Raw genomic sequence first — 20,074 nt, 5'->3', positions numbered from 1 at the left:
GATGAGCAAATGATAGTGTTGGAGAAACGGCCACAGCCGTCCAAGGCGTGGTCTTATGCCACCCCTCTGGTCGCAGTGCTGGCCACCATGGTTTTCGGCGGGTTGCTGTTTGTAATTCTGGGCAAGAACCCGGTCGAAGCGATCGGAACCATCTTCTGGGAACCCCTGTTCGGAGAGTTCTCATTTTATTACCGACCGCAACTGCTGGTGAAGGGCGCACCGTTGGTTCTGATCGCCATCGGTCTGTCGCTGGGCTTCCGCGCCGGTATCTGGAATATCGGCGCCGAGGGCCAGTACATCATGGGCGCTATCTTCGGCGCCGCGGCCGGTCTGGCCTTCTACCCTCTGGATGCGTGGTACGTCTTTCCAATCATGGTGATCGCCGGCGCATTCGGCGGCTGGATCTGGGCGATGATCCCGGCCCTGCTCAAGGTTCGGTTCGGCACCAACGAGATTCTCGTTTCCCTGATGTTGGTTTACGTGGCCGAGCAGTTTCTGGCCTCGATGTCGCTGGGTTTGCTGAAAAACCCCGAAGGGTTCGGATTTCCCGGCTCGCGCAACCTGCAGTCCTATGAAAGCGCCCACAATGCTGAACTGTTCGCCGGAACAGGCATGCACTGGGGCGTCGTCGCGGCCTTTATCGCGGTGATCTTTGCCTATGTCCTGCTGAACCGGCACATGCTGGGGTTTCACATCCGCCTCACGGGCGAAGCTCCGCGCGCGGCACGATTTGCTGGCGTGAATCCCCCGCGGCTGATCCTGTTTTGCCTGGGGCTGTCGGGCGCGCTGGCCGGTCTTGCCGGTATGTTCGAGGTCTCGGGCCCGTCAGGCGTGGTGAGCATCGACTTCAACGTGGGCTACGGCTTTACCGCGATCATCGTTGCGTTTCTGGGCCGTCTGCACCCGGTGGGCATCCTGCTGGCCGGCGGCCTGATGGCGCTGACCTATATCGGTGGCGAAATCGCACAATCCCAGCTGGGGCTACCCGCTGCGGCCATCCAGGTGTTCCAGGGAATGCTTCTGTTCTTCCTGCTGGCCTTCGATCTTTTGACCAACTACCGCATCCGTGCGGCCCGTAGCGAGGTGGCGTGACCATGGACCTTGGAGAAATCAATCCCGTTCTTTTGCTGGCCTCGTTGATGGTTGCCGCAACCCCGCTTCTGCTGGCGGCGATCGGAGAGCTTGTCGTCGAAAAGGCCGGCGTTCTGAACCTCGGCGTCGAAGGCATGATGATCGTGGGCGCAATCAGCGGATTTGCCATCTCGGTCGAGACAGGCTCGCCATGGTTGGGTTTCGTCGCGGCGGCCGTTGGCGGTGCGCTGCTGTCGCTGCTGTTCGTTTTGCTGACCCAGTTCGCGCTGGCGAACCAGGTGGCCAGCGGTCTTGCGCTGACGCTGTTTGGCTTGGGCTTCAGTGCGCTTCTGGGCCAAAGTTATGTGGGCATCAAACCGCCCAGCATGGGGGACATCCATATCCCGCTGCTCAGCGATATTCCGGTCATCGGCCCGATCCTGTTCCAACATGATCCGATCCTCTATGTCGGGATCGCGTTGACGGCAGCGGTATGGGCCACTCTGAAATACACCCGCGTCGGGCTGATCCTTCGTGCGGTGGGTGAGAACCACGATGCGGCGCATGCCCTCGGCTACAAGGTCATCAAGATCCGCATTATGGCGATTCTGTTCGGCGGGGCCTGTGCGGGGCTTGGCGGTGCATATATCAGCCTGATCCGGGTCCCTCAGTGGACCGAAGGCATGACCGCCGGAGTCGGCTGGATTGCTTTGGCTCTGGTGGTGTTTGCCAGCTGGAAACCGTGGCGTGCCTTGCTGGGTGCCTATTTGTTTGGCGGAATCACGGTCTTGCAGCTTAATCTGCAGGCAGCGGGCGTTGCCATACCTGTCGAGTATCTGGCAATGTCGCCCTACATCATCACGATCCTTGTGCTTGTGATCCTTTCGGCCGACAAGAGCAGCGCACCTGCCTCACTGGGCCGGACCTTCCACGCCTCGCACTAGGGGCCAACTGTACCAACTTGGGGAGTAACTAAATGAAATTCACTTCACTTCTGGCAAGCGCCGCCATGGCACTTGGCCTTGCCACGGGCGCCGTGGCCGAGGACAAGACAAAGGTCGGTTTCGTCTATGTCGGCCCGGTGGGCGACGGCGGCTGGACCTATGAACACGACAAGGGCCGCCAGGCCGTCGAGAAGCACTTTGGCGACAAGGTCGAAACCGTGTACGTGGAATCGGTGCCCGAAGGCCCGGATGCCGAGCGCGTCATGACTCAGATGGCGCTGGAAGGTGCGGACCTGATCTTCACCACCTCGTTCGGTTACATGGACCCGACCATCAACGTGGCCAAGAAATTCCCGGACGTGAAATTTGAACACGCCACGGGCTACAAGACCGCCGACAACGTGTCGGTCTACTCGGCGCGTTTCTATGAGGGTCGCGCTGTCCAAGGTCATATCGCCGGCAAGATGACCAAGTCGAACATCATCGGTTACATCGGCTCGTACCCGATCCCCGAAGTGATCCGCGGCATCAACTCGGCCTTCATCCACGCCAAGAAGGTGAACCCGGATGTCGAGTTCAAGATCGTCTGGGCCTACACTTGGTTCGATCCGGCGAAAGAGGCCGATGCGGCGAAGGTTCTGATCGAACAGGGCGCCGACGTGATCCTGCAGCACACGGACTCGACCGCACCGCAGGCGGCCGCACAAGAAGCCGGCAACGTGATCACTTTCGGCCAGGCCTCGGACATGAGCGAATATGCTCCGATGCCGCGCGTTAGCTCGATCATCGACAACTGGGCGCCTTACTACATCGCACGCACCCAAGCCGTGATGGACGGCTCCTGGGAGTCGGTGAACACCTGGGACGGCATCAAGGAAGGCATGGTTGAAATCGGCGAGATTTCCGACGCCGTTCCGGCCGACGTCAAAGAAGAGGCGCTGGCCCTGAAAGCCGCGATTGCAGATGGCAGCTATCACCCGTTCACCGGACCGCTGAACAAGCAGGACGGCAGCGCGTGGCTGGCCGAGGGCGAAGTGGCTGATGACGGCACCTTGGCCGGCATGAACTTCTATGTCGAAGGGCTGGAAGGCGACATCCCGCAATAAGCGTGGCATGTACTGTCAACAAACCCAAAGCCCGCCGGAAACGGCGGGCTTTTTCAGTTCCCGGAACGGTTGCCGAAACTGCGCGCTGCCAACACGATCCGGGATATGGCGGTCAGGAAACACAAGCTGCCGAATATCCACGCCAAGGCCGCAAACGCATCCGGCACCAGACACAAAAGAACAAGGAAACCGATCGTTTCGGCCCCCTCCAGCAAACCACCGGAAAAATACAAGGCCTTCTGCCCTCTGGCGTCGGTCTTCAAACCGTGCCGGTCCGCCAGTAGGGAAAAGCCCAGAAAACTGGTGCCGTTGAAATAGAAGGACAGCAAAAGGAAAGCACCGGCCACGCCATTGGCAGCCGGGTCAGCCAGAACGAATGCGAACGGGATCGCGCCGTAGAACAAAAAGTCGCAGGTGATATCCAGATAGCCGCCGAAATCGGTCCCGCCCCGGGCGCGCGCAACAGCACCGTCCAAGCCATCCGCGAGACGCGACAGCAGTAACGGCAGCAGCGCCCAGTACGTCGCGCCTGTCACGATCAGGCCCGCTGCGACCAAACCAAGAGCCAGCCCAATCAGCGTCACCTGGTTTGCCGTAAAGCCCAACCGCGCGAGAAAACGGCCCTGAGCGTTCAGGGCCGGGTCGATAATCGGGCGGATTTGCGCATCAAACATGTGCGGCAGTTAACCGGGGACAGGCGCCATTTCCAGACACAATAGCGCGAGAACACTCACGTTCCCGCCATCAGTGACCGCTTAGAACCAGCGTGTTCACCGGCATCAGGATCAGACGCAGTCGCAAGCCTGCCGCATGAACCACACCGATCGTGTCCACGACATGCAGGAATGCCCTTTCCCAGAACCCCAGATCTTCGTGTTCAAGCCTGTCGTGATTGTCGGTGTAGACATTGGCTAGACAGTTGCTGCCCGGGGGCACCTTGTCTGCCAGCCCTTCATAAAGTGGCTCGAGGTACACGAGGATTGATCCGGGGGTTGTGTTCTGTTGAACGTCGCGCAATTCGTCAGTGGGTCGGATCTGCCCCGAAGGGATCACATCCTGCACCTGGACCACTACGACCGGAATCACCGTGAATGGCCGCGTCATACAGCCCAGCTCTCCGATCATTCCCGGTTTGATCACCTGCGCCGACATCTGGTTGAAAGCCGCCTGAAACCGGTCGCGCCCGGAATCCGTCGGAACCAGAATTCCCGCCGGGCGCATCAGCGGGCTGACAAAATCGCCGACCCGCAACCCGAACTGCTCGACCCGGCCCGTCACACCGGCGCTGATTGTCGTCTTGTCCAATTCGGCCAGAGCGGCATCCAGCTGCGCCTCGGCGCTGGCCAACTGGGCAGGGATCAGTTCTTCGATCTTCTGAACAACGGCCGCCTTTTGGGATTGCGCGGCCAGAACCTTGGCCTCGCGCTCGGCGACAAGGTTCTCCAGTCGCTCGATCTCGGTCAGGCGGACTGCGCTGGATCCCTGATCGCGCAGGGTGGTGTTGCGCTCCAAATCCTCAAGCGCCTGCGCCAGCGCCGCCTGCGCGCCTGCAATACCGGCTTCGGCCTCGGCCAGATCCGTTTGCGCGACCTTCAGCGAGGCCTGTATCTGAGCAATCTGGGCATGTGCGGCTTCGACCTGCGCGCGCTGGGTGAAATCCTCGATACGGAAGATCGGCTGGCCCGCGGTGACCATCTGGTTGTTGGTAACATAGACCTCGGACACGCGCCCACCCAGTTGCGGAAGAATCGTTACGGTCCGGAAATAGGACGCCGCCGTTTTGCTCGCCGGGTGGAAGTAGAACAGCGTGGTAATCACCGTCAGCGCAAGGATCGCGCAGGCGGTCAGCCCCCAGCGCAGTTCGTACCACATGGTGAACAGAGTGATTTCGTGACCAATCCGCTTTCCCTGAACGAAGCGTCGGAACAGAAAGTCGGGCAGAACGGTGACCAGTGCGCACAGAAATGTTTCGATCATGCGTCAGTGCTCCTGCGGAGCGGCGGGCTCAGGGTCAGGCACGGCGGGCGGAGGTGACGCCCCGGGTGCCAGCGACCGAATTGCATCTGCAATCGCGCGCAGGGGCGCTGCAAAGTCAGGAAACTGAAAACCCGCCACCAGGATAGCAGCAACCCAGAAAATCCCGTTGTGCGTAAACAGGGCCAACAACGCCAGGATACCGACCAACTGAAACTGCGGGTGGTTGTTCTCATGTGCCATCTTCTCGGGGATCGAGTGCAATGTGAAATACGCGACACCGATCAGCAGGATCAGACCAACCGTGAAGATCACCATGAAATTGAAGAGAAAATCGCTGCCATCCGCCTGGGTCACATATGACGGAATGTGCCCTGTGGCCATTGGGTGTAGGTCTGCGCTGGTCACCCTGCTCTCCTGCGTTTTTGGTTGTGAATGTTTGGAAGGGTTGATGCGCAAATTCAACCCTGATTAAAACTTGGGACGACAATTGATCAAAGACCCCCGTTCGTCGGGCTCATTTCAGGCACTCTCATGACACTCAGGCTTTCCAATCCCGACGGCACTGACATTGGCCGTTTCACCTTTGGCACGATGCAGTTCGGGGGCCGCGCCGATGCCGAGCAAAGCCGGGCCATGTTCGACGCCTGTCGCGCGGCCGGTATCACGCATTTCGATACAGCTTATGTCTATACCGACGGTGCGTCGGAAACATTGCTGGGCCAGATGATCGCGTCTCAGCGCGAGCAGCTGACGATCGCCACCAAAGCGGGCTACACAGGCGGCGCCGGCGCGGCCAACATCCGTGCGCAGTTCGACGTTTCGCGCAAACGTCTGGGTCAGGACATGGTCGACCTGCTGTACCTGCACCGATTCGACCCGGATACCGATCTTGCCGAAACGATGGAGTGCTTTGCCCAGCTCAAAGACGCGGGCAAGATCCGCTATGTCGGCCTGTCTAATTTTGCCGCCTGGCAAGTGATGAAAGCCGTGCGCGTCGCCGCAGATTTCGGCCTGACCATTGACGCGCTGCAACCGATGTACAACCTGGTCAAGCGACAGGCCGAGGTCGAGACCCTGCCGATGTGTGCGGATCAAGGTATCTCGGTTTTTGCCTACTCGCCGCTGGGTGGCGGATTGCTGACCGGAAAGTACGCCCATGGCGGTGCAGCCGGCCGGCTGTCCGAAGATGACCGATACGCCAGCCGCTATGGGGCTGAATGGATGGCCGAAACAGCTGCGGAGCTGGCCCGCTTGGGGCATCAGGCCGGCGTGGATCCGGCGACGCTTGCCGTCGCTTGGGTTGCCGCCAGCCCGTTTGCCCCGTCGCCGATCATATCGGCCAGATCTGCCGAACAGCTGGCACCGTCGCTGGCCGCGATGACATTCGACCTTCCGGCTGAGCTCTACGCCCGCATCACGGCGCTCAGCCAGACACCGCCACCGGCGACGGACCGGTTGGAGGAGGTCCAGTGATTGATTTTCTGATCATCGGCGGCGGTATTGCCGGCCTCAGCGCCGGCGCGCGTCTGTCCGAGCATGGATCGGTGACCGTACTCGAGGCCGAGGACGCGCTGGGCTATCACGCCTCGGGGCGATCGGCGGCATTGTTCGAAGAAGGTTATGGCCCGCCTTCGGTCGTGGCTCTGAACAAGGCCAGCGCCGAGTTCTTTTTTTCGAACGACTATCTGACCCCGCGCGGGTTGATGCTGCTGGCCAAAAGTGATCAGGCCGACCAGTTCCGCAAAGACCTGGGCAAGCTGGGAATGGCCGAAATTTCGGTCCCCGATGCGTTGGCCCGTGTCCCGGTCCTGAACCCGGAAACCGTCGCATACGCAGCGCTGAGTGAGGGCGCTTACGACATCGACACCGACCGTGTACTACAGGATTTCGCCCGCACCATTCGCGCCAACGCGGGATCGGTACTGACCCGCCAAAAAGTGACGCGGATCCGCAAGGACGGCCATTGGCTGGTGGAAGCGGCCGAGGTCTTTCAGGCGCGCACCATCGTCAATGCCGCTGGTGCGTGGGCGGACGAGGTCGCAAGGATGGCCGGGATCGCACCGATCGGAATCACGCCGCGCCGCCGTTCCATGGCCCGACTGCCAGCACCTGGGGGCCGTGATGTGAAAAATTGGCCGATGATGCTGGGCGCGGGTGAGACCTGGTACGCCAAACCGGATGCCGGCAAGCTGTTGGTGTCACCGTCCGAGGCCGACCCGGTCGAACCGCATGACGCCTATGCCGACGATATGGTGCTGGCCGAGGGCCTGGCCCGGTACGAAGAAATGGTGACCAGCCCGGTCACCCGTGTCGAGACCAATTGGGCCGGGCTGCGCAGCTTTGCCCCGGATGGCACGCTTGTTCTGGGTCCCGACCCGTCAGATGAAAGTTTTGTCTGGTCTGCCGGTCAGGGAGGGTACGGGTTTCAAACCGCACCGGCGGCGTCGCGATTGGTCGCGGATCTTGCGTTAGGCCGCGCGCCCGAGTTGGATGCCGCGATGGTCTCCGCGCTATCCGTGTCCCGGTTACGCTGATGGGCAGGCGGAAACTGCCTCCGACGGCAAGCGTCGCCTCTCAGGGTGACGGCGCGAAGATGATCGCTCCTGCGGCCAGCCGCAATACAGACGCCTTGTGCGCGTTGCTAGCCGAGATGCCCTTCGCAACTGGAAACGCATTGGAACTGGCCAGCGGCACGGGTCAACACGTCGCCGCATTTGCCCGTATCTTTCCTGACCTGACTTGGCAGCCAAGCGAGATCGATCCCGCCCGCCGGGCCAGCATCGACGCCTATGCGGAGGACCTGCCAAACATCCTTCCCGCCGTAGATTTGGACGCAACCCTGTCCGGATGGCACCAGAACTTTGGCAACCAGAACCTTATCATTCTGATTAACCTGCTGCATCTGATCAGCTGGAAAGAAGCCCGCAATGTTCTGTCCGAGGCCGCATTGGCCCTTTGCCCCGGGGGGCGGTTCGTTCTCTACGGACCGTTCATGCGTCAGGGTAAGCTGATCAGCGACGGCGACCGACGCTTTCATACCGACCTGACCCGGCAAGATCCCGAGATCGGCTACAAGGACGACAGCCAGATCAGCAACTATCTGGAAAGCACAGGGCTGCGGGTTGTCGGAGTGGTTCCAATGCCTGCGAACAATCTGGCTTTTGTCGCAGAAAAGCCTTTGACCTGATCAAGATCAAAGCCGTTCCGACGCCGCTGATACATATGCAGGATGCAATATGTAAAAGAGGCACAAGACATGACCTGGTCAGACAAGCTTGCTGAAACGCGCAGCGGATTGCGCAACCTGAACGGAGCCATACCAGATACCGCCCGCGCTTTCGGCGCGCTCGGGAAATCGGTCAAGGAAGGCGGAACACTGGATTTCAAGACCAAGGAGTTCATCGCCTTGGGCATGTCCATCGCAGTGCGGTGCGAACCCTGCATTTCGTTGCACACCGAAACACTGGTCAAGGCGGGCGCTTCGCGTGAGGAATTATCGGACGTTCTGGCCATGGCGATCCAGATGGGTGGCGGTCCGTCGATGATGTACGCAGCCAAGGCGCTGGAGTGCTTCGACGAACTCAGCGCATAGCCAAAAAAAGGCCCCGGAGTCGTCCGGGGCCTCTGTCCGATCAACCGTCCTTGCGGATAGTCTCGTTCTTGGGGTCATAGGGGCTGTCGCACGTCACGACCGCATCCCACAGCTGGTCCAGCATTTTGACCTTTAGTTTGGTACCTTCCACGGCCAGTGCGGGCTTTACATAGCCCATGCCGATGGATTTCTCGAAAGCCACCGAATACCCGCCCGAGGTCAGACGCCCCACGCGCTCACCTTCCGGAGTATACAGAGCCTCACGGCCCCACGGGTCGGCGTCCTCGGGCCCGTCGATCAGCAACGTACAGCATTTCACCCGCACGCCGGTCTCGATCAGCTTGTCCTTGCCGTGGAACTCTTTGTCCAAATCGACGAAACGCGGCAGGTCGGCCTCGAGCGGGGTGGCGTCGCGGCCCAGTTCGGTGCCGAAGGCGCGATAGGATTTCTCCTGCCGCAGCCAATTCTGGGCGCGGGCACCTACCAGCTTCATGCCGTGCTTCTCGCCGGCCTTCTCCAGAAGGTCGAACAGGTAGTTCTGCATCTCGATCGGGTGATGCAGTTCCCAGCCCAGCTCGCCGGTATAGGCCACGCGGATCGCGTTGACCGGGCACATGCCCAGTTCGATCTGACGTGCCGACAGCCAGGGGAAGCGCTTGTTCGAAAGGGCGGTTTCCGGCTCGGCGTCCTTGATGACCTCTTTCAGCACGTCGCGCGATTTCGGTCCGGCGATGGCAAAGACGCCCCACTGGGTGGTCACGTCCTGGATCTCGATGTAGCCGAACTCGTCCATCTTGTCCTCGGCCGCCTTGCGCAGGAAGTCGGCGTCATACTCGGTCCAGGCACCGGCCGAGACGAGGTAATACTCGTCCTCTTTCAGGCGAACGATGGTGTACTCGGTACGCGTGGTGCCATGCGCCGTAAGCGCATAGGTCAGATTGATGCGACCGACCTTGGGCAGCTTGTTGCAGGTGAACCAGTCGAGGAACTGGGTTGCACCCGGGCCTTTGACGACATGCTTGGTGAAGGCTGACGCGTCGATCAGACCGACACCGTTGCGGATCGCCTTGGCTTCTTCGACGGCATACTGCCACCATCCACCACGGCGAAAGCTGCGGCTTTCCTTGTCGAAGTTGTCGGGGGCATCGACCGGGCCAAAATAGTTGGGGCGTTCCCATCCGTTGACCCACCCAAACTGCGCGCCGCGGGCTTTCTGACGATCATAGGCCGGAACGGTGCGCAGCGGACGGCAGGCCTCGCGCTCTTCATCCGGGTGATGCAGAATGTAGACGTGCTCGTAGCATTCCTCGTTCTTGCGCGCGGCGAATTCCGTGGTCATCCAGTTGGACGAATAGCGTTTGGGGTCCAGCGAGGCCATGTCGATCTCGGCTTCGCCATCGACCATCATCTGCGCCAAATAATAGCCGGTGCCGCCGGCGGCGGTGATGCCAAAGCTGAACCCTTCGGCCAGCCACATATTTCGCAGGCCCGGCGCCGGGCCGACCAGCGGGTTGCCATCAGGCGTATAGCAGATTGGACCATTGAAATCGTCCTTGAGGCCGGACTCGGCACAGGACGGGACACGCTCGGCCATGGCCATGTACTGATCGGCGATCCGGTCCAGATCCAGAGGGAACAGGTCAGCGCGGAAACTGTCGGGCACACCGTATTCGAAACGCGCCGGGGCGCCGTGCTCGTAGATGCCAAGGATCCAGCCGCCGCGCTCTTCGCGTGCGTAGGATTCGTTGTCGGCATCGCGCACAACCGGGTGTTCCGGATTGCCGGCTTCACGCCATTTCACCAGTTCCGGATCCTTGTCCATGACAATGAAGGTATGCTCGACCGGGATCGCGGGCATCTTGATGCCAAGCAGCTTGGCGGTACGCTGGGCATGGTTTCCCGAAGCGGTCACGACGTGCTCTGCGGTGATGACCACCTGCTCGTCGCTGGGGACAAGGTTGCCACCCTTTTCGACCATCTTGGTGCAGGTGACTTCCCAGTGGGTTCCGTTCCAATGGAAGGCATCGGCCTGCATCTTGCGCACGATCTCGACACCGCGCTGGCGGGCGCCCTTGGCCATCGCCTGGGTCACGTCGGCCGGATTGATGTAACCGTCCTCGGTATGGTAAAGTGCGCCCTTCAGATCCGAGGTTTCGATCAGCGGCCAGCGCTCCTTGATCTGCTCGGGCGTCAACCATTCATATTTGACGTCGCAGGTCTCGGCAGTCGAGGCATAGAGCATGAACTCATCCATGCGGTCCTGCGTCTGCGCCATGCGCAGGTTTCCAACCACCGCGAACCCCGCGTTCAGGCCGGTTTCCTCTTCCAGCGTCTTGTAGAAATCCACCGAGTATTTGTGGATATGGGTCGTCGCATAGGACATGTTGAACAGCGGAAGCAGACCCGCGGCGTGCCAGGTCGAGCCCGAGGTCAACTCGTCCCTCTCGATCAGCATGACATCATCCCAGCCCGCCTTGGCCAGGTGATAGGCTATCGAGGTCCCAACGGCGCCGCCGCCAACGACCAGTGCTTTGACTTGGGTTTTCATACGCCCGCTCTCCGGATTGAGTCTGTTTGGCAAGGTTTATGCCGAACGAGACCAATCAGCGCCAAGTCCATCCGACGCAAAACGGTGCAAAACCGACCTGCCGTACACGTTGGGACGCGAATCCGCGAACAGGCACGCACCAAGAGCCGATAGTTGCGCGCGCTTTCCCGGCCTGGTCAGACGATCTTGCCGGGGTTCATGATGTTGTCAGGATCCAGCGCGGCCTTGATCGCCGCCATGTACCGGGTCGCATCCCCAAGTTCCCGCACCAGATACGGTTTCTTGCCCTGCCCGATTCCATGCTCACCCGTGCAGGTCCCGTCCATCGAGATCGCCAGATCGTTGAGCCATCCGACAAACTGACCGGCCCGCGCCACTTCGTCGGCATCCTCCATGTCGATCAGCACCAGCGTATGGAAGTTTCCGTCGCCGACATGACCGACGACCGGGGCCAGCAGGTCTAACTCGGCTGCCTTGTCCTGAGCCATGGTGACGCATTCGGCCAAGCGCGAGATCGGGACGCAGACATCCGTCGAGATTCCTCGCGCTCCGGGCCGAAGCTGGAGGGACGCCCAGTACATGTCGTGCCGCGCCTGCCAGAGCTTGGACCTTTCTTCGGTGCTGGCCGTAGCGACAAAGCCCGTGCCACCAAAATCCTCGGCGATTTCGCCAAAGGTTTCGGCCTGTTCCGCTGCGCCGGCCTCCGAGCCATGAAACTCGAGCAGAAGCAACGGCGTTTCCGGCAGCTTCAGCCCGGAATACGCGTTGGCAGCCTTGACCGACATCGCGTCCAGCAATTCGATCCGAGCGACCGGAACCCCGAATTGAATGGTCGTCATCACGGCCTGACAGGCCGCATCAACCGTCGGGAAAGAGCACCGGGCCGAGGTAATCGCCTCGGGGATGCCGTGCAGTTTCAGAGTCAGTTCCGTGATGATGCCCAGCGTGCCCTCGGCACCGATAAGCAAGCGGGTAAGGTCGTAGCCGGCCGAGGATTTTTTGGCCCGGTGACCGGTACGGATGATTTTGCCATCGGGCATAACCGCCTCGAGGCTCAGGACATTGTCCTTCATCGTTCCATAGCGAACCGCATTGGTACCCGACGCTCGGGTTGCCGCCATCCCGCCCAATGAGGCATTGGCTCCGGGATCAATCGGAAAGAACAGCCCCTTGTCGCGCAGATGGGTGTTCAAGTCCTCGCGGGTGACCCCGGGCTGCACGACGCAATCCAGATCACCTTCGTTCACGGCCAAAACCCGGTTCATCTGGCCAAGATCGATGCAAACCCCGCCGGCGGGCGCGTTCACGTGACCTTCCAGCGACGTTCCGGTGCCGAAAGGGATCAGGGGAACCTTGTGCGCCGCACAGGTCTTGACGATGTCCGAGACCTCCTCGGTCGAGGTTGGAAAGACCACTGCATCAGGGCTTTGGTTTTCGATCCAGGTCGTGGTGTGCCCGTGCTGCTCGCGGACCGAGGCGCCGGTCTGCAACCGGTCCCCGAACCGCTGTTTCAGAATGCTGATGGCGGTGTCGATCCCCGCCGCATTGCGGAACAATGCTGTCGCTTCAACCATGGCAACCCTCCCTTGGTGCAGTGGCGCAGGCCCAGACAATGACTAGAAGGCCCACGCCACAGGGGCAATACCCATCGCTGCGACGTGATCACTCGCCCAGTGCGATGCCCTCTCGACGTGGATCAGCTCCGCCGTGCAGACCGTCGCGGATTTCGATGGCATGAAGGCCCGAGGTCAGATCCCGCGCGTTCACTTCAAAGCCCAGCTCGCCCAACATGTCCGCAAAGCCTTCGGCGCTTGTGCCGACCTCGACATCATAGGTCCCGAAACGGTTCACCAGATGCGGAAGGGCGACCGCCTGCTGGACGTCCATACCCCAATCCGCCCAGGCAATGATGGATTTTGCGACGTAACCGATGATCCGGCTGCCACCCGGAGACCCGATCGCCAGAACCGGAGACCCGTCCTGCATGACAATCGTCGGACTCATCGAGGAACGGGGGCGTTTGCCCGGTTCGATCCGGTTGGCAATCGGAACCCCGTCCCTGTGGGTCCGGAAGGAAAAGTCGGTCAGTTCGTTGTTCAGCAGAAAGCCGTTGGTCATCAGACGCGAACCAAAACCGTTCTCGATTGTCGTTGTCATCGAAAGCACGTTTCCATAGGCGTCGACGATCGAAATATGGGACGTCGACGGCAGTTCAATCGACGCATCGTCGGCCCAGTTCAGCGCGTGGTCAAACTCAGGATTCCCCGGCGCAACCTCGGTCAACGCCCCAGTGTCATTCAGCAACGCGGCACGCTCGGCCAGATAGGCCGGATCGATCAGGCCCTGCGTCGGCATCGGAATGAAATCACTGTCGGCCATGTAGCGACCGCGATCCGCGAAGGCCAGGCGCGAGGAATCGCCGATCAGCCGCCACGCTTCGGCGCTTTCGGGACCCATCGCCGCCAAATCGTAGCTGTCGAGCATGCCAAGGATCTGTCCAACCGTCAGCGCACCCGAAGACGGCGGACCCATCCCGCAGACCTCATAGCTGCGATAGGCGGCACAGATCGGCTCGCGCTCGATCACCTGATACAGCACCAGATCAACTCCGGACAGAACCCCCGGGTTGCCCGGAGCGTTTCGGACAGTCCGCACGATGTCCGCCGCGATCTCTCCTCCATAAAAGCCCGCAGCCCCTTCGGACGCCAAAACCCGCAGGGTTTCGGCATAGTCTGGGTTGGTGAGGCGCTGACCCTGGGCCAACGGCTCGCCGTCCGGCAGGAAGTAGTTGGCCGTGTCAGGAAAACGTGCCAGACGATCAGCGTCGGCCTGAATCAGGCCCGCCAGCCGCGGTGAAACGACAAACCCTTCGTCGGCCAGTCGGATACCATCCTCGAACAGACCGGGCCAGGGGCTGCGCCCCCAGCGCCGATGGGCTTCCTCCAACAATGCGGGTGTGCCGGGTGTCCCGACCGAAAGCCCGCCAACAACCGCGTCAAAGAATTTGAGCGGCTCGCCGTTTTCGTCCTGAAACAGGGTCGGGCTTGCCTCTCTCGGCGCGGTTTCTCGCCCATCCAGCGTGGTCAACCGTCCGCTGGCCGCATCGTACCAGACAAGAAAGGCACCTCCGCCCAAACCCGAAGACTGCGGTTCGACCAGGCCCAAGACAACCTGAACGGCGACCATTGCATCCGCTGCCGTTCCGCCGGCAGCCAGAACCTTGGCACCCGCTTCGACGGCCAGCGGGTTGGCCGCCGCAACCATCCATGTTTCAGCTTTGACGGGCACGCCGTCGGCCTTGGCCTTCAGCGCGGCGATCACCTCGTCGGTCAAGGCCTGAACTTGGCCGTCGGATGCACCCTCGGGCGCGACCTCATCGGCGGTTTGCTGGGCAAACACAGGGCTCGCCAGGGTCAGCGCGCAGGCCACAGCAGTAGGGAACCAACTGGAGAACATGAAAAACCTCCTTATCCAAATACTGAATCTGACAGTGCACGGCACCGTGCTGCCCCGCAACCATATGCGGGGACGACCGCCAAACACGGCAAAGCTCTGCCTTGCAAACAGCAGGAGCCTGTATGCCTTGGCGTGTTCTTACAACATTGCGGGAACGACCTGATCAGGCGGCCGGTGCCCGTCTTCAAACGTCTTGATATTGATGATGACCTTTTCGCCCATCTCGATGCGCCCCTCAAGCGTCGCTGACCCCATATGCGGCAGCAGCACGACATTCGGCAGCTGCCGAAGTCGAGGGTTCACGTCGGTTCCGTGCTCGTAGACGTCCAGCCCGGCCCCGGCGATCTCGCCCGCCCGGATCATCCGCGTCAACGCGTTTTCGTCCAACACCTCGCCCCGCGACGTGTTCACGATGACCGCTGTCGGCTTCATCAGCTTCAGGCGCCGCGCGTTCATCAGATGAAATGACGAAGGTGTTGATGGGCAGTTGATCGAGATCACGTCCATACGCGCCACCATCTGATCAAGGCTTTCCCAATAGGTCGCCTCGAGATCCTGTTCTATTTCGGGACGCAACCGGCGACGGTTGTGGTAGTGGACCTGCATTCCGAAGGCACGGGCGCGGCGCGCGACGGCCTGTCCGATCCGCCCCATACCCAGAATGCCCAGACGCCGGCCTCCTATCCGCCCGCCAAGGAAAGCCGTCGGCGCCCAGCCGCTCCAGTCCCCCTTTTGCATAACCGACAGACCCTCGGGAATCCGACGGGTTACGGCAAGGATCAACGCCATCGTCATGTCGGCGGTATCGTCGGTCAGAACACCCGGCGTGTTCGAGACCAGGATGCCGCGCTGACGCGCCGTCGCGACATCGATATGGTCGACACCGGCACCATAATTCGCAATCAGCCTCAGCTGCTCTCCGGCCTGGCCCAAAACACCCGCGTCGATCGTGTCCGTGATCGTCGGAACCAGCACATCGGCCTGTTTGACCGCCTCGACCAACTCGTCGCGCGTCATCGGTGTGTCGGTGTCCCGCAAACGGACGTCGAACAACTCGCTCAGACGTGTCTCGACCACTTCGGGCAACCGTCGCGTTACAACAACACTCAGACGTTCTCTTGGCACTTCAGCCCTCCTACCGCTTTGCATTCCGATGCGCGTCATGGCATCGTGGCGCAGGATCAGTCGGGGCACAAGAACCCCATGGGCATCGCTCCAACCTTTTTTGAAACACGGCAGACAGGCAAATCAGCGGGCAGGCAGTGAGTGCTTTCTTGAGGGCGAAACGCCCAGTTCTGGCATTTCTAATCACGCTTCTGTTCCTGACAGGCGCAATCGCGCACGCGCAGGAAAAACGCGGGCAGGTGACGAACCTGCCTTTGCCGCGCTACGTGTCGATGAAGGCGGCCGAGGCGAACGTACGCCGCGGTCCTTCGCTGACTCATCGTGTTGACTGGGTGTTCAAGCGACGCGGCATGCCACTTCAGGTGACGGCCGAATATGGCAACTGGCGCAAGGTTCAGGATCGCGACGGGGCCGGCGGATGGGTCCACTACGCTTTGTTGTCAGGTGTCCGCACGGTTCTGATTGAGTCGGACATGCTGCCGGTCTATGCCAGCCCCGACCCCAAATCCCCGGTCAACGCTCATTTCGAAACAGGCGTCGTGGCCCGCTTGGGCACTTGCACGGTGGATTGGTGCCGCATTTCGGCCGGTGGCTATCGCGGCTGGACCCTCAAAAGCAATCTTTGGGGCGTGGAGCCCGACGAAATCCGAGAATGAGACCGCTGCTCAGGCCGTCTCGCGGATGAAGGCCAGAACCGTTTCCGCAAGTTCCAGAGGCACGTCCTCTTGAAGGAAGTGACCGGCTTTCGGCAGCACAACATGCTTCTGTCCCGCCGCACCGGGACAAAGTTTCTGAAAAACCCCATCCACCCCGGCCATAATCCTGTCCTCAGCACCAAAAGCCGTCAGGACAGGGGTTTGCAGACCGCGGATAACGTTCCAAGCCTGTCGGTTCGGTTCAGACTCGGGGTCGTCGGGGCGGTCAGGCACCAGCATCGGAAATTGTCGCGCCCCCGCCTTGTAACGATCGTCAGGGAACGGCGCGTCATAGGCGTCGACCTCGTCCTCGGTCAGCTTTGAAACCGTTCCGCCGTAGACGATGCGGCCGGCGCGGAAATCCGGCACCTCCTGGCTGAACTGTCGCCAGGCGGCAAACGCCTCGCCCAAGGGCTGGTCCCCGGTTGGTAAGGCCGTGTTGGCGACAATGACCCGGGCGAACCTGTCCGGCATCTCGGCCCATAGGCGCAACCCGATCAATCCGCCCCAGTCCTGACAGACCAAGGTGATATCCCGCAGATCGAGTTGACGCAGAACCTCACCCATCCAGAAGACATGCCGCGCATAGGTATAGTCGCCGCGCTCGACGGGTTTGTCGGATCTGCCGAAACCCACAAGGTCCGGAGCGATGACCCGGTGGCCTGCGGCGACGACTGGCGGGATCATGTGACGGTACAGATAAGACCAACTGGGTTCGCCGTGCATCATCAGTACTGGAGCTGCCGCGCGCGGCCCCTCGTCCAGATAGTGGACCCGCAACGCGCCGCCTTCAGTATCATCCACCTCAAGGTAGTTGGGTGCGAAATCATAGTCGGGCAGATTTTGGAACCGTTCGTCCGGTGTGCGCAACGCCTTCATACTCTGATCTCCCATGGTTTTTTGGCAGGCTAGCATTCCTGGCCCGCGACGATAGGGTGAACGTCACGACGCGACAAACCGGAGCCGCCATGAAAGCCGTCACCTATCAGACATTTGGACCCGCCGCTGATGTTCTGTCCATTCAAGAACTGCCGGACACACCCCCGGGCCCGGGCGGAGTGACAGTTGCGCTGGCCTATTCGGGAGTGAACCCTTCGGATGTGAAGGCTCGTGCGGGCGCACGGCCCGGGATCACCAAGCCACCTTTCCCGGTGATTGTACCGCACAGCGACGGCTCAGGTGTCATCTCGGCTGTCGGGCCGGGCGTTCCGGGCTCGCGGGTGGGTCAAAGGGTCTGGATCTGGAACGGCCAATGGGGTCGTGCGTTTGGGACGGCCGCAACCCAAATCACCCTGCCCTCGGAACAGGCTGTTCACCTGCCCGACACGGTCGCGCTGCAAACCGGTGCCGTTCTTGGGATTCCCGGCCTGACCGCCAGCCACACCGTGTTTTCCGGTGGCCCGGTATCGGGTAAAACCCTGCTGGTTCACGGCGGTGCAGGGACGGTCGGATTCCTTGCCGTCCAGTTGGCCAAATGGGGCGGAGCAAAGGTGCTGGCCACAGCCAGTCCACGCAACTTCGAACGTGTGAAAAAGGCTGGAGCCGATGCGGTACTGGATTACACGGCGCCTGATTTGCCGGCACAGATCCTGGACGCCAATCAAGGGCATCCGGTCGATCGCATCGTCGATGTGGAGTTTGGCCAAAACGTCGAAACCAACGTGGCAGTTATCGCCGAAAGCGGCAGAATCAATGCGTATGGCTCGGCCCAGAATATGACGCCGACGCTTCCGTTTTATCCGCTCATGTTCAAATCGGTGACGTTGGAAATGGTCTTGGTGTATCTGCTGCCGGCCGATCTGCGTAACCAGGCCATTGCGAACCTCCACCACGCGCTGGCCGACGGCGCGCTGAACTGCCCGATCCAAAAGGTCTATTCGATGGAAGAATGCGCCGCCGCACACCGTGCGGTCGAGGCCGGAAACCGAACCGGAGCAGTGCTGTTGGAGACCAAATAGATCGCCCGCAAAAAAATTTTCGCGGGTCTCGATTTTTTGCGGGAAAGCACTTGAACACCGTCACCAACAATCGTAGATAGCCGCTCACCGTTGGGGTGTAGCCAAGTGGTAAGGCAGCGGTTTTTGGTACCGTGTATCGTAGGTTCGAATCCTACCACCCCAGCCACTAATTCTCTCAAAATCGTTAGATCAAGAGAATGGGCACTATCCATGTCGAACAGTGCGCCACGGTAGTTGGGATCTGGACGGCAGAGTGCAATACGACCCGCACGACAAGGCGTCGCCACCTCCGAGAATGGCCTTTAAACAGCATAGATGCGGTCTTCGTGCGGGTTGAAGTACACAATCTTCGAAAGGTTGCCGATGAAATATTTGGCGAACGAAACTTTGTCGCCAATATAATATGGGAGAAGAAGTACGCTCCATCAAATGATGCACGTTGGTTTAGTGACAACCATGATCATATTCTTGTGTATGCAAGAGACAAAGATTCTTGGAAGCCTAGAGCTCTGCCACGATCTGAAGCCCAGAACCAAAGATATACCAACAGAGACGATGATCCACGCGGACCTTGGAAGTCTAGTGATTTGTCTGTGAAGTCATATTCTGCAGCGTACGACTATGAGATTGAAACGCCTTCCGGACGAGTGGTCCGGCCGCCACACGGTGCATGTTGGCGAGTGTCTAAAGAACGATTCCGCGAAATGGTCGACGACAATCGGATTTGGTTCGGTGAGGACGGGAACAACGTGCCCTCCGTCAAGAGATTTTTGTCTGAAGTAAAGGACGGCGTCGTTCCGCTAACAATTTGGAAATATCAAGAGGTGGGCCATAATCAGGCAGGACGCCAAGAGCTCAAAAAACTATTCGATGGCCAAGGCTATTTCGATGGCCCCAAGCCCGTGTCTTTGTTGCGTAGGATTATCTATCTTTCTGGCGCAGCTGATGGCGATATAGTCTTGGATTTTTTCGCAGGCTCCGGAACAACGGGTCATGCCGTCATGGAAACGAATGCCGAAGACGGCGAGAATAGACGGTTTGTGCTTGTCCAGCTTGGCGAAGAAGTTGAAGCGAACTCAGATGCAGGCCGAGCTGGATATTCAACAATTGCTGACATCACTAGAGACAGGCTTAGGAGAGCAGGGCGCAAGATCCTAGAGGGCAACTATCACCCCAATTGGAACCGTGATATTGGCTTTCGGGCGTTCAGCATAGACACCTCGAATATGCAGGACGTCTATTACACACCCGACCAGACCGACCAAAAGAGCCTGCTGGACGCCGTAGACAACATCAAACCAGACCGCACATCCGAAGACCTTCTTTTCCAAGTGCTCGTCGACTGGGGAGTTGACTTGACGCTGCCCATCAGCAGCGAAACGATCCATGGCAAGAAGGTCTTCTTCGTTGATGAAAATGCTTTGGCCGCTTGTTTCGAGACAGGCGTGACCGAAGAGCTCGTCAAAGAACTTGCCACCCGTGAACCACTTCGAGTGGTCTTCCGAGACAACGGCTTTGTCAGCGACGCCTTGAAGATCAACGTAGAGCAAATCTTCAAACAGCTCTCGCCCATGACTGACGTCAAAGCAATCTGAGGGCGTT

At 60.2% G+C, this 20,074-nt stretch carries 18 protein-coding genes and 1 tRNA gene; 11 read left to right on the top strand and 8 right to left on the bottom strand.

Features of this window, described 5'->3' with window-relative positions; all coding sequences use genetic code 11:
* Positions 1–9 precede the first annotated feature (9 nt).
* From AC2FNL_RS03315 to AC2FNL_RS03305, 3 genes are read left to right on the top strand one after another with little or no spacing between them, the layout of a single operon-like run.
* Complete coding sequence (locus tag AC2FNL_RS03315; RefSeq protein ID WP_496832385.1) at positions 10–1,092, top strand: ABC transporter permease; 1,083 nt, start codon at positions 10–12, stop codon at positions 1,090–1,092.
* Between the two features lie 2 nt (positions 1,093–1,094).
* Positions 1,095–2,015: an ABC transporter permease gene (locus AC2FNL_RS03310; protein WP_170337474.1), complete on the top strand. Its 921-nt coding sequence runs from the start codon at positions 1,095–1,097 to the stop codon at positions 2,013–2,015.
* 32 nt (positions 2,016–2,047) lie between these two features.
* Positions 2,048–3,121, top strand: a complete 1,074-nt coding sequence (locus AC2FNL_RS03305) for a BMP family ABC transporter substrate-binding protein (protein WP_093962823.1) — start codon at positions 2,048–2,050, stop codon at positions 3,119–3,121.
* A gap of 53 nt (positions 3,122–3,174) precedes the next feature.
* On the opposite strand, the gene AC2FNL_RS03300 is transcribed toward AC2FNL_RS03305, so the two are convergent.
* The 3 genes from AC2FNL_RS03300 to AC2FNL_RS03290 form a co-directional block, all read right to left on the bottom strand.
* Positions 3,175–3,795, bottom strand: a complete 621-nt coding sequence (locus AC2FNL_RS03300) for a CDP-alcohol phosphatidyltransferase family protein (protein ID WP_170337472.1) — start codon at positions 3,793–3,795, stop codon at positions 3,175–3,177.
* 70 nt (positions 3,796–3,865) lie between these two features.
* Entirely contained in the window at positions 3,866–5,098 is a 1,233-nt protein-coding gene (locus AC2FNL_RS03295) for an HlyD family secretion protein (protein ID WP_170337786.1), read from the bottom strand.
* A 3-nt stretch (positions 5,099–5,101) separates the two neighbouring features.
* Entirely contained in the window at positions 5,102–5,503 is a 402-nt protein-coding gene (locus tag AC2FNL_RS03290) for a hypothetical protein (RefSeq protein WP_437342871.1), read from the bottom strand.
* Positions 5,504–5,629: 126 nt separating this feature from the next.
* Between AC2FNL_RS03290 and AC2FNL_RS03285 the strand changes: the two genes are divergently transcribed.
* The 4 genes from AC2FNL_RS03285 to AC2FNL_RS03270 all read left to right on the top strand — a co-directional run bounded on the left by AC2FNL_RS03285 (position 5,630) and on the right by AC2FNL_RS03270 (position 8,690).
* Positions 5,630–6,571 carry an aldo/keto reductase gene (locus AC2FNL_RS03285; protein WP_496832381.1) on the top strand — a complete coding sequence of 314 codons (942 nt, stop codon included), beginning with the start codon at positions 5,630–5,632 and terminating at the stop codon, positions 6,569–6,571.
* On the top strand, positions 6,568–7,632 hold the full coding sequence (locus tag AC2FNL_RS03280) for an NAD(P)/FAD-dependent oxidoreductase (protein WP_496832379.1): 1,065 nt from the start codon (positions 6,568–6,570) through the stop codon (positions 7,630–7,632). Before AC2FNL_RS03285 ends, AC2FNL_RS03280 begins: the two co-directional genes overlap by 4 nt.
* Positions 7,633–7,691: 59 nt before the next feature.
* Positions 7,692–8,285 (top strand): DUF938 domain-containing protein, encoded by a 594-nt coding sequence (locus AC2FNL_RS03275; RefSeq protein WP_496832377.1) that lies wholly within the window; start codon positions 7,692–7,694, stop codon positions 8,283–8,285.
* Between the two features lie 69 nt (positions 8,286–8,354).
* Positions 8,355–8,690 carry a carboxymuconolactone decarboxylase family protein gene (locus AC2FNL_RS03270; protein WP_496832375.1) on the top strand — a complete coding sequence of 112 codons (336 nt, stop codon included), beginning with the start codon at positions 8,355–8,357 and terminating at the stop codon, positions 8,688–8,690.
* Between the two features lie 40 nt (positions 8,691–8,730).
* Here the strand turns inward: AC2FNL_RS03270 and AC2FNL_RS03265 are convergent, their stop codons facing one another.
* The 4 genes from AC2FNL_RS03265 to AC2FNL_RS03250 form a co-directional block, all read right to left on the bottom strand.
* Entirely contained in the window at positions 8,731–11,238 is a 2,508-nt protein-coding gene (locus tag AC2FNL_RS03265; protein WP_496832373.1) for a GcvT family protein, read from the bottom strand.
* Positions 11,239–11,414: 176 nt separating this feature from the next.
* The gene (locus AC2FNL_RS03260; protein ID WP_496832371.1) at positions 11,415–12,812 is read right to left on the bottom strand and encodes an FAD-binding oxidoreductase; all 1,398 of its coding nucleotides are present in this window, start codon (positions 12,810–12,812) and stop codon (positions 11,415–11,417) included.
* A gap of 88 nt (positions 12,813–12,900) precedes the next feature.
* On the bottom strand, positions 12,901–14,694 hold the full coding sequence (gene ggt, locus AC2FNL_RS03255) for a gamma-glutamyltransferase (RefSeq protein ID WP_496832369.1): 1,794 nt from the start codon (positions 14,692–14,694) through the stop codon (positions 12,901–12,903).
* A gap of 138 nt (positions 14,695–14,832) precedes the next feature.
* Entirely contained in the window at positions 14,833–15,819 is a 987-nt protein-coding gene (locus AC2FNL_RS03250) for a 2-hydroxyacid dehydrogenase (protein WP_093963047.1), read from the bottom strand.
* 182 nt (positions 15,820–16,001) lie between these two features.
* Here AC2FNL_RS03250 and AC2FNL_RS03245 point away from each other — a divergent pair, with 182 nt between their 5' ends.
* Positions 16,002–16,475 (top strand): SH3 domain-containing protein, encoded by a 474-nt coding sequence (locus tag AC2FNL_RS03245; protein WP_260066315.1) that lies wholly within the window; start codon positions 16,002–16,004, stop codon positions 16,473–16,475.
* Between the two features lie 9 nt (positions 16,476–16,484).
* Here AC2FNL_RS03245 and AC2FNL_RS03240 read toward each other — a convergent pair whose 3' ends face one another.
* On the bottom strand, positions 16,485–17,408 hold the full coding sequence (locus AC2FNL_RS03240; protein ID WP_496832367.1) for a haloalkane dehalogenase: 924 nt from the start codon (positions 17,406–17,408) through the stop codon (positions 16,485–16,487).
* 74 nt (positions 17,409–17,482) lie between these two features.
* On the opposite strand from AC2FNL_RS03240, the gene AC2FNL_RS03235 reads away from it, so the two are divergent.
* The 3 genes from AC2FNL_RS03235 to AC2FNL_RS03225 all read left to right on the top strand — a co-directional run bounded on the left by AC2FNL_RS03235 (position 17,483) and on the right by AC2FNL_RS03225 (position 20,067).
* A complete protein-coding gene (locus tag AC2FNL_RS03235) occupies positions 17,483–18,472 on the top strand; it encodes an NADPH:quinone reductase (RefSeq protein ID WP_496832365.1) in 990 nt (329 codons plus the stop codon).
* Between the two features lie 91 nt (positions 18,473–18,563).
* Positions 18,564–18,638 (top strand) — tRNA-Gln (locus tag AC2FNL_RS03230).
* Positions 18,639–18,669: 31 nt separating this feature from the next.
* Positions 18,670–20,067, top strand: coding sequence for a site-specific DNA-methyltransferase (locus AC2FNL_RS03225; RefSeq protein WP_496832363.1), 1,398 nt, complete (start codon positions 18,670–18,672; stop codon positions 20,065–20,067).
* The last annotated feature ends 7 nt before the right edge of the window (positions 20,068–20,074 follow it).

This window comes from Ruegeria sp. CRTD044, assembly GCF_059613485.1.
This window is presented reverse-complemented; position numbering and strand designations above follow the sequence as displayed.

Excerpts from the sequence above, each read along its gene's own strand:
- ggt (WP_496832369.1), bottom strand. The coding sequence starts at position 14,694 with ATGTTCTCCAGTTGGTTCCCTACTGCTGTGGCCTGCGCGCTGACCCTG.
- AC2FNL_RS03300 (WP_170337472.1), bottom strand. The coding sequence starts at position 3,795 with ATGTTTGATGCGCAAATCCGCCCGATTATCGACCCGGCCCTGAACGCT.
- AC2FNL_RS03235 (WP_496832365.1), top strand. The coding sequence starts at position 17,483 with ATGAAAGCCGTCACCTATCAGACATTTGGACCCGCCGCTGATGTTCTG.
- AC2FNL_RS03285 (WP_496832381.1), top strand. The coding sequence starts at position 5,630 with ATGACACTCAGGCTTTCCAATCCCGACGGCACTGACATTGGCCGTTTC.
- AC2FNL_RS03240 (WP_496832367.1), bottom strand. The coding sequence starts at position 17,408 with ATGGGAGATCAGAGTATGAAGGCGTTGCGCACACCGGACGAACGGTTC.
- AC2FNL_RS03315 (WP_496832385.1), top strand. The coding sequence starts at position 10 with ATGATAGTGTTGGAGAAACGGCCACAGCCGTCCAAGGCGTGGTCTTAT.
- AC2FNL_RS03270 (WP_496832375.1), top strand. The coding sequence starts at position 8,355 with ATGACCTGGTCAGACAAGCTTGCTGAAACGCGCAGCGGATTGCGCAAC.
- AC2FNL_RS03275 (WP_496832377.1), top strand. The coding sequence starts at position 7,692 with ATGATCGCTCCTGCGGCCAGCCGCAATACAGACGCCTTGTGCGCGTTG.
- AC2FNL_RS03295 (WP_170337786.1), bottom strand. The coding sequence starts at position 5,098 with ATGATCGAAACATTTCTGTGCGCACTGGTCACCGTTCTGCCCGACTTT.
- AC2FNL_RS03225 (WP_496832363.1), top strand. The coding sequence starts at position 18,670 with ATGGGCACTATCCATGTCGAACAGTGCGCCACGGTAGTTGGGATCTGG.
- AC2FNL_RS03260 (WP_496832371.1), bottom strand. The coding sequence starts at position 12,812 with ATGGTTGAAGCGACAGCATTGTTCCGCAATGCGGCGGGGATCGACACC.
- AC2FNL_RS03265 (WP_496832373.1), bottom strand. The coding sequence starts at position 11,238 with ATGAAAACCCAAGTCAAAGCACTGGTCGTTGGCGGCGGCGCCGTTGGG.
- AC2FNL_RS03305 (WP_093962823.1), top strand. The coding sequence starts at position 2,048 with ATGAAATTCACTTCACTTCTGGCAAGCGCCGCCATGGCACTTGGCCTT.
- AC2FNL_RS03310 (WP_170337474.1), top strand. The coding sequence starts at position 1,095 with ATGGACCTTGGAGAAATCAATCCCGTTCTTTTGCTGGCCTCGTTGATG.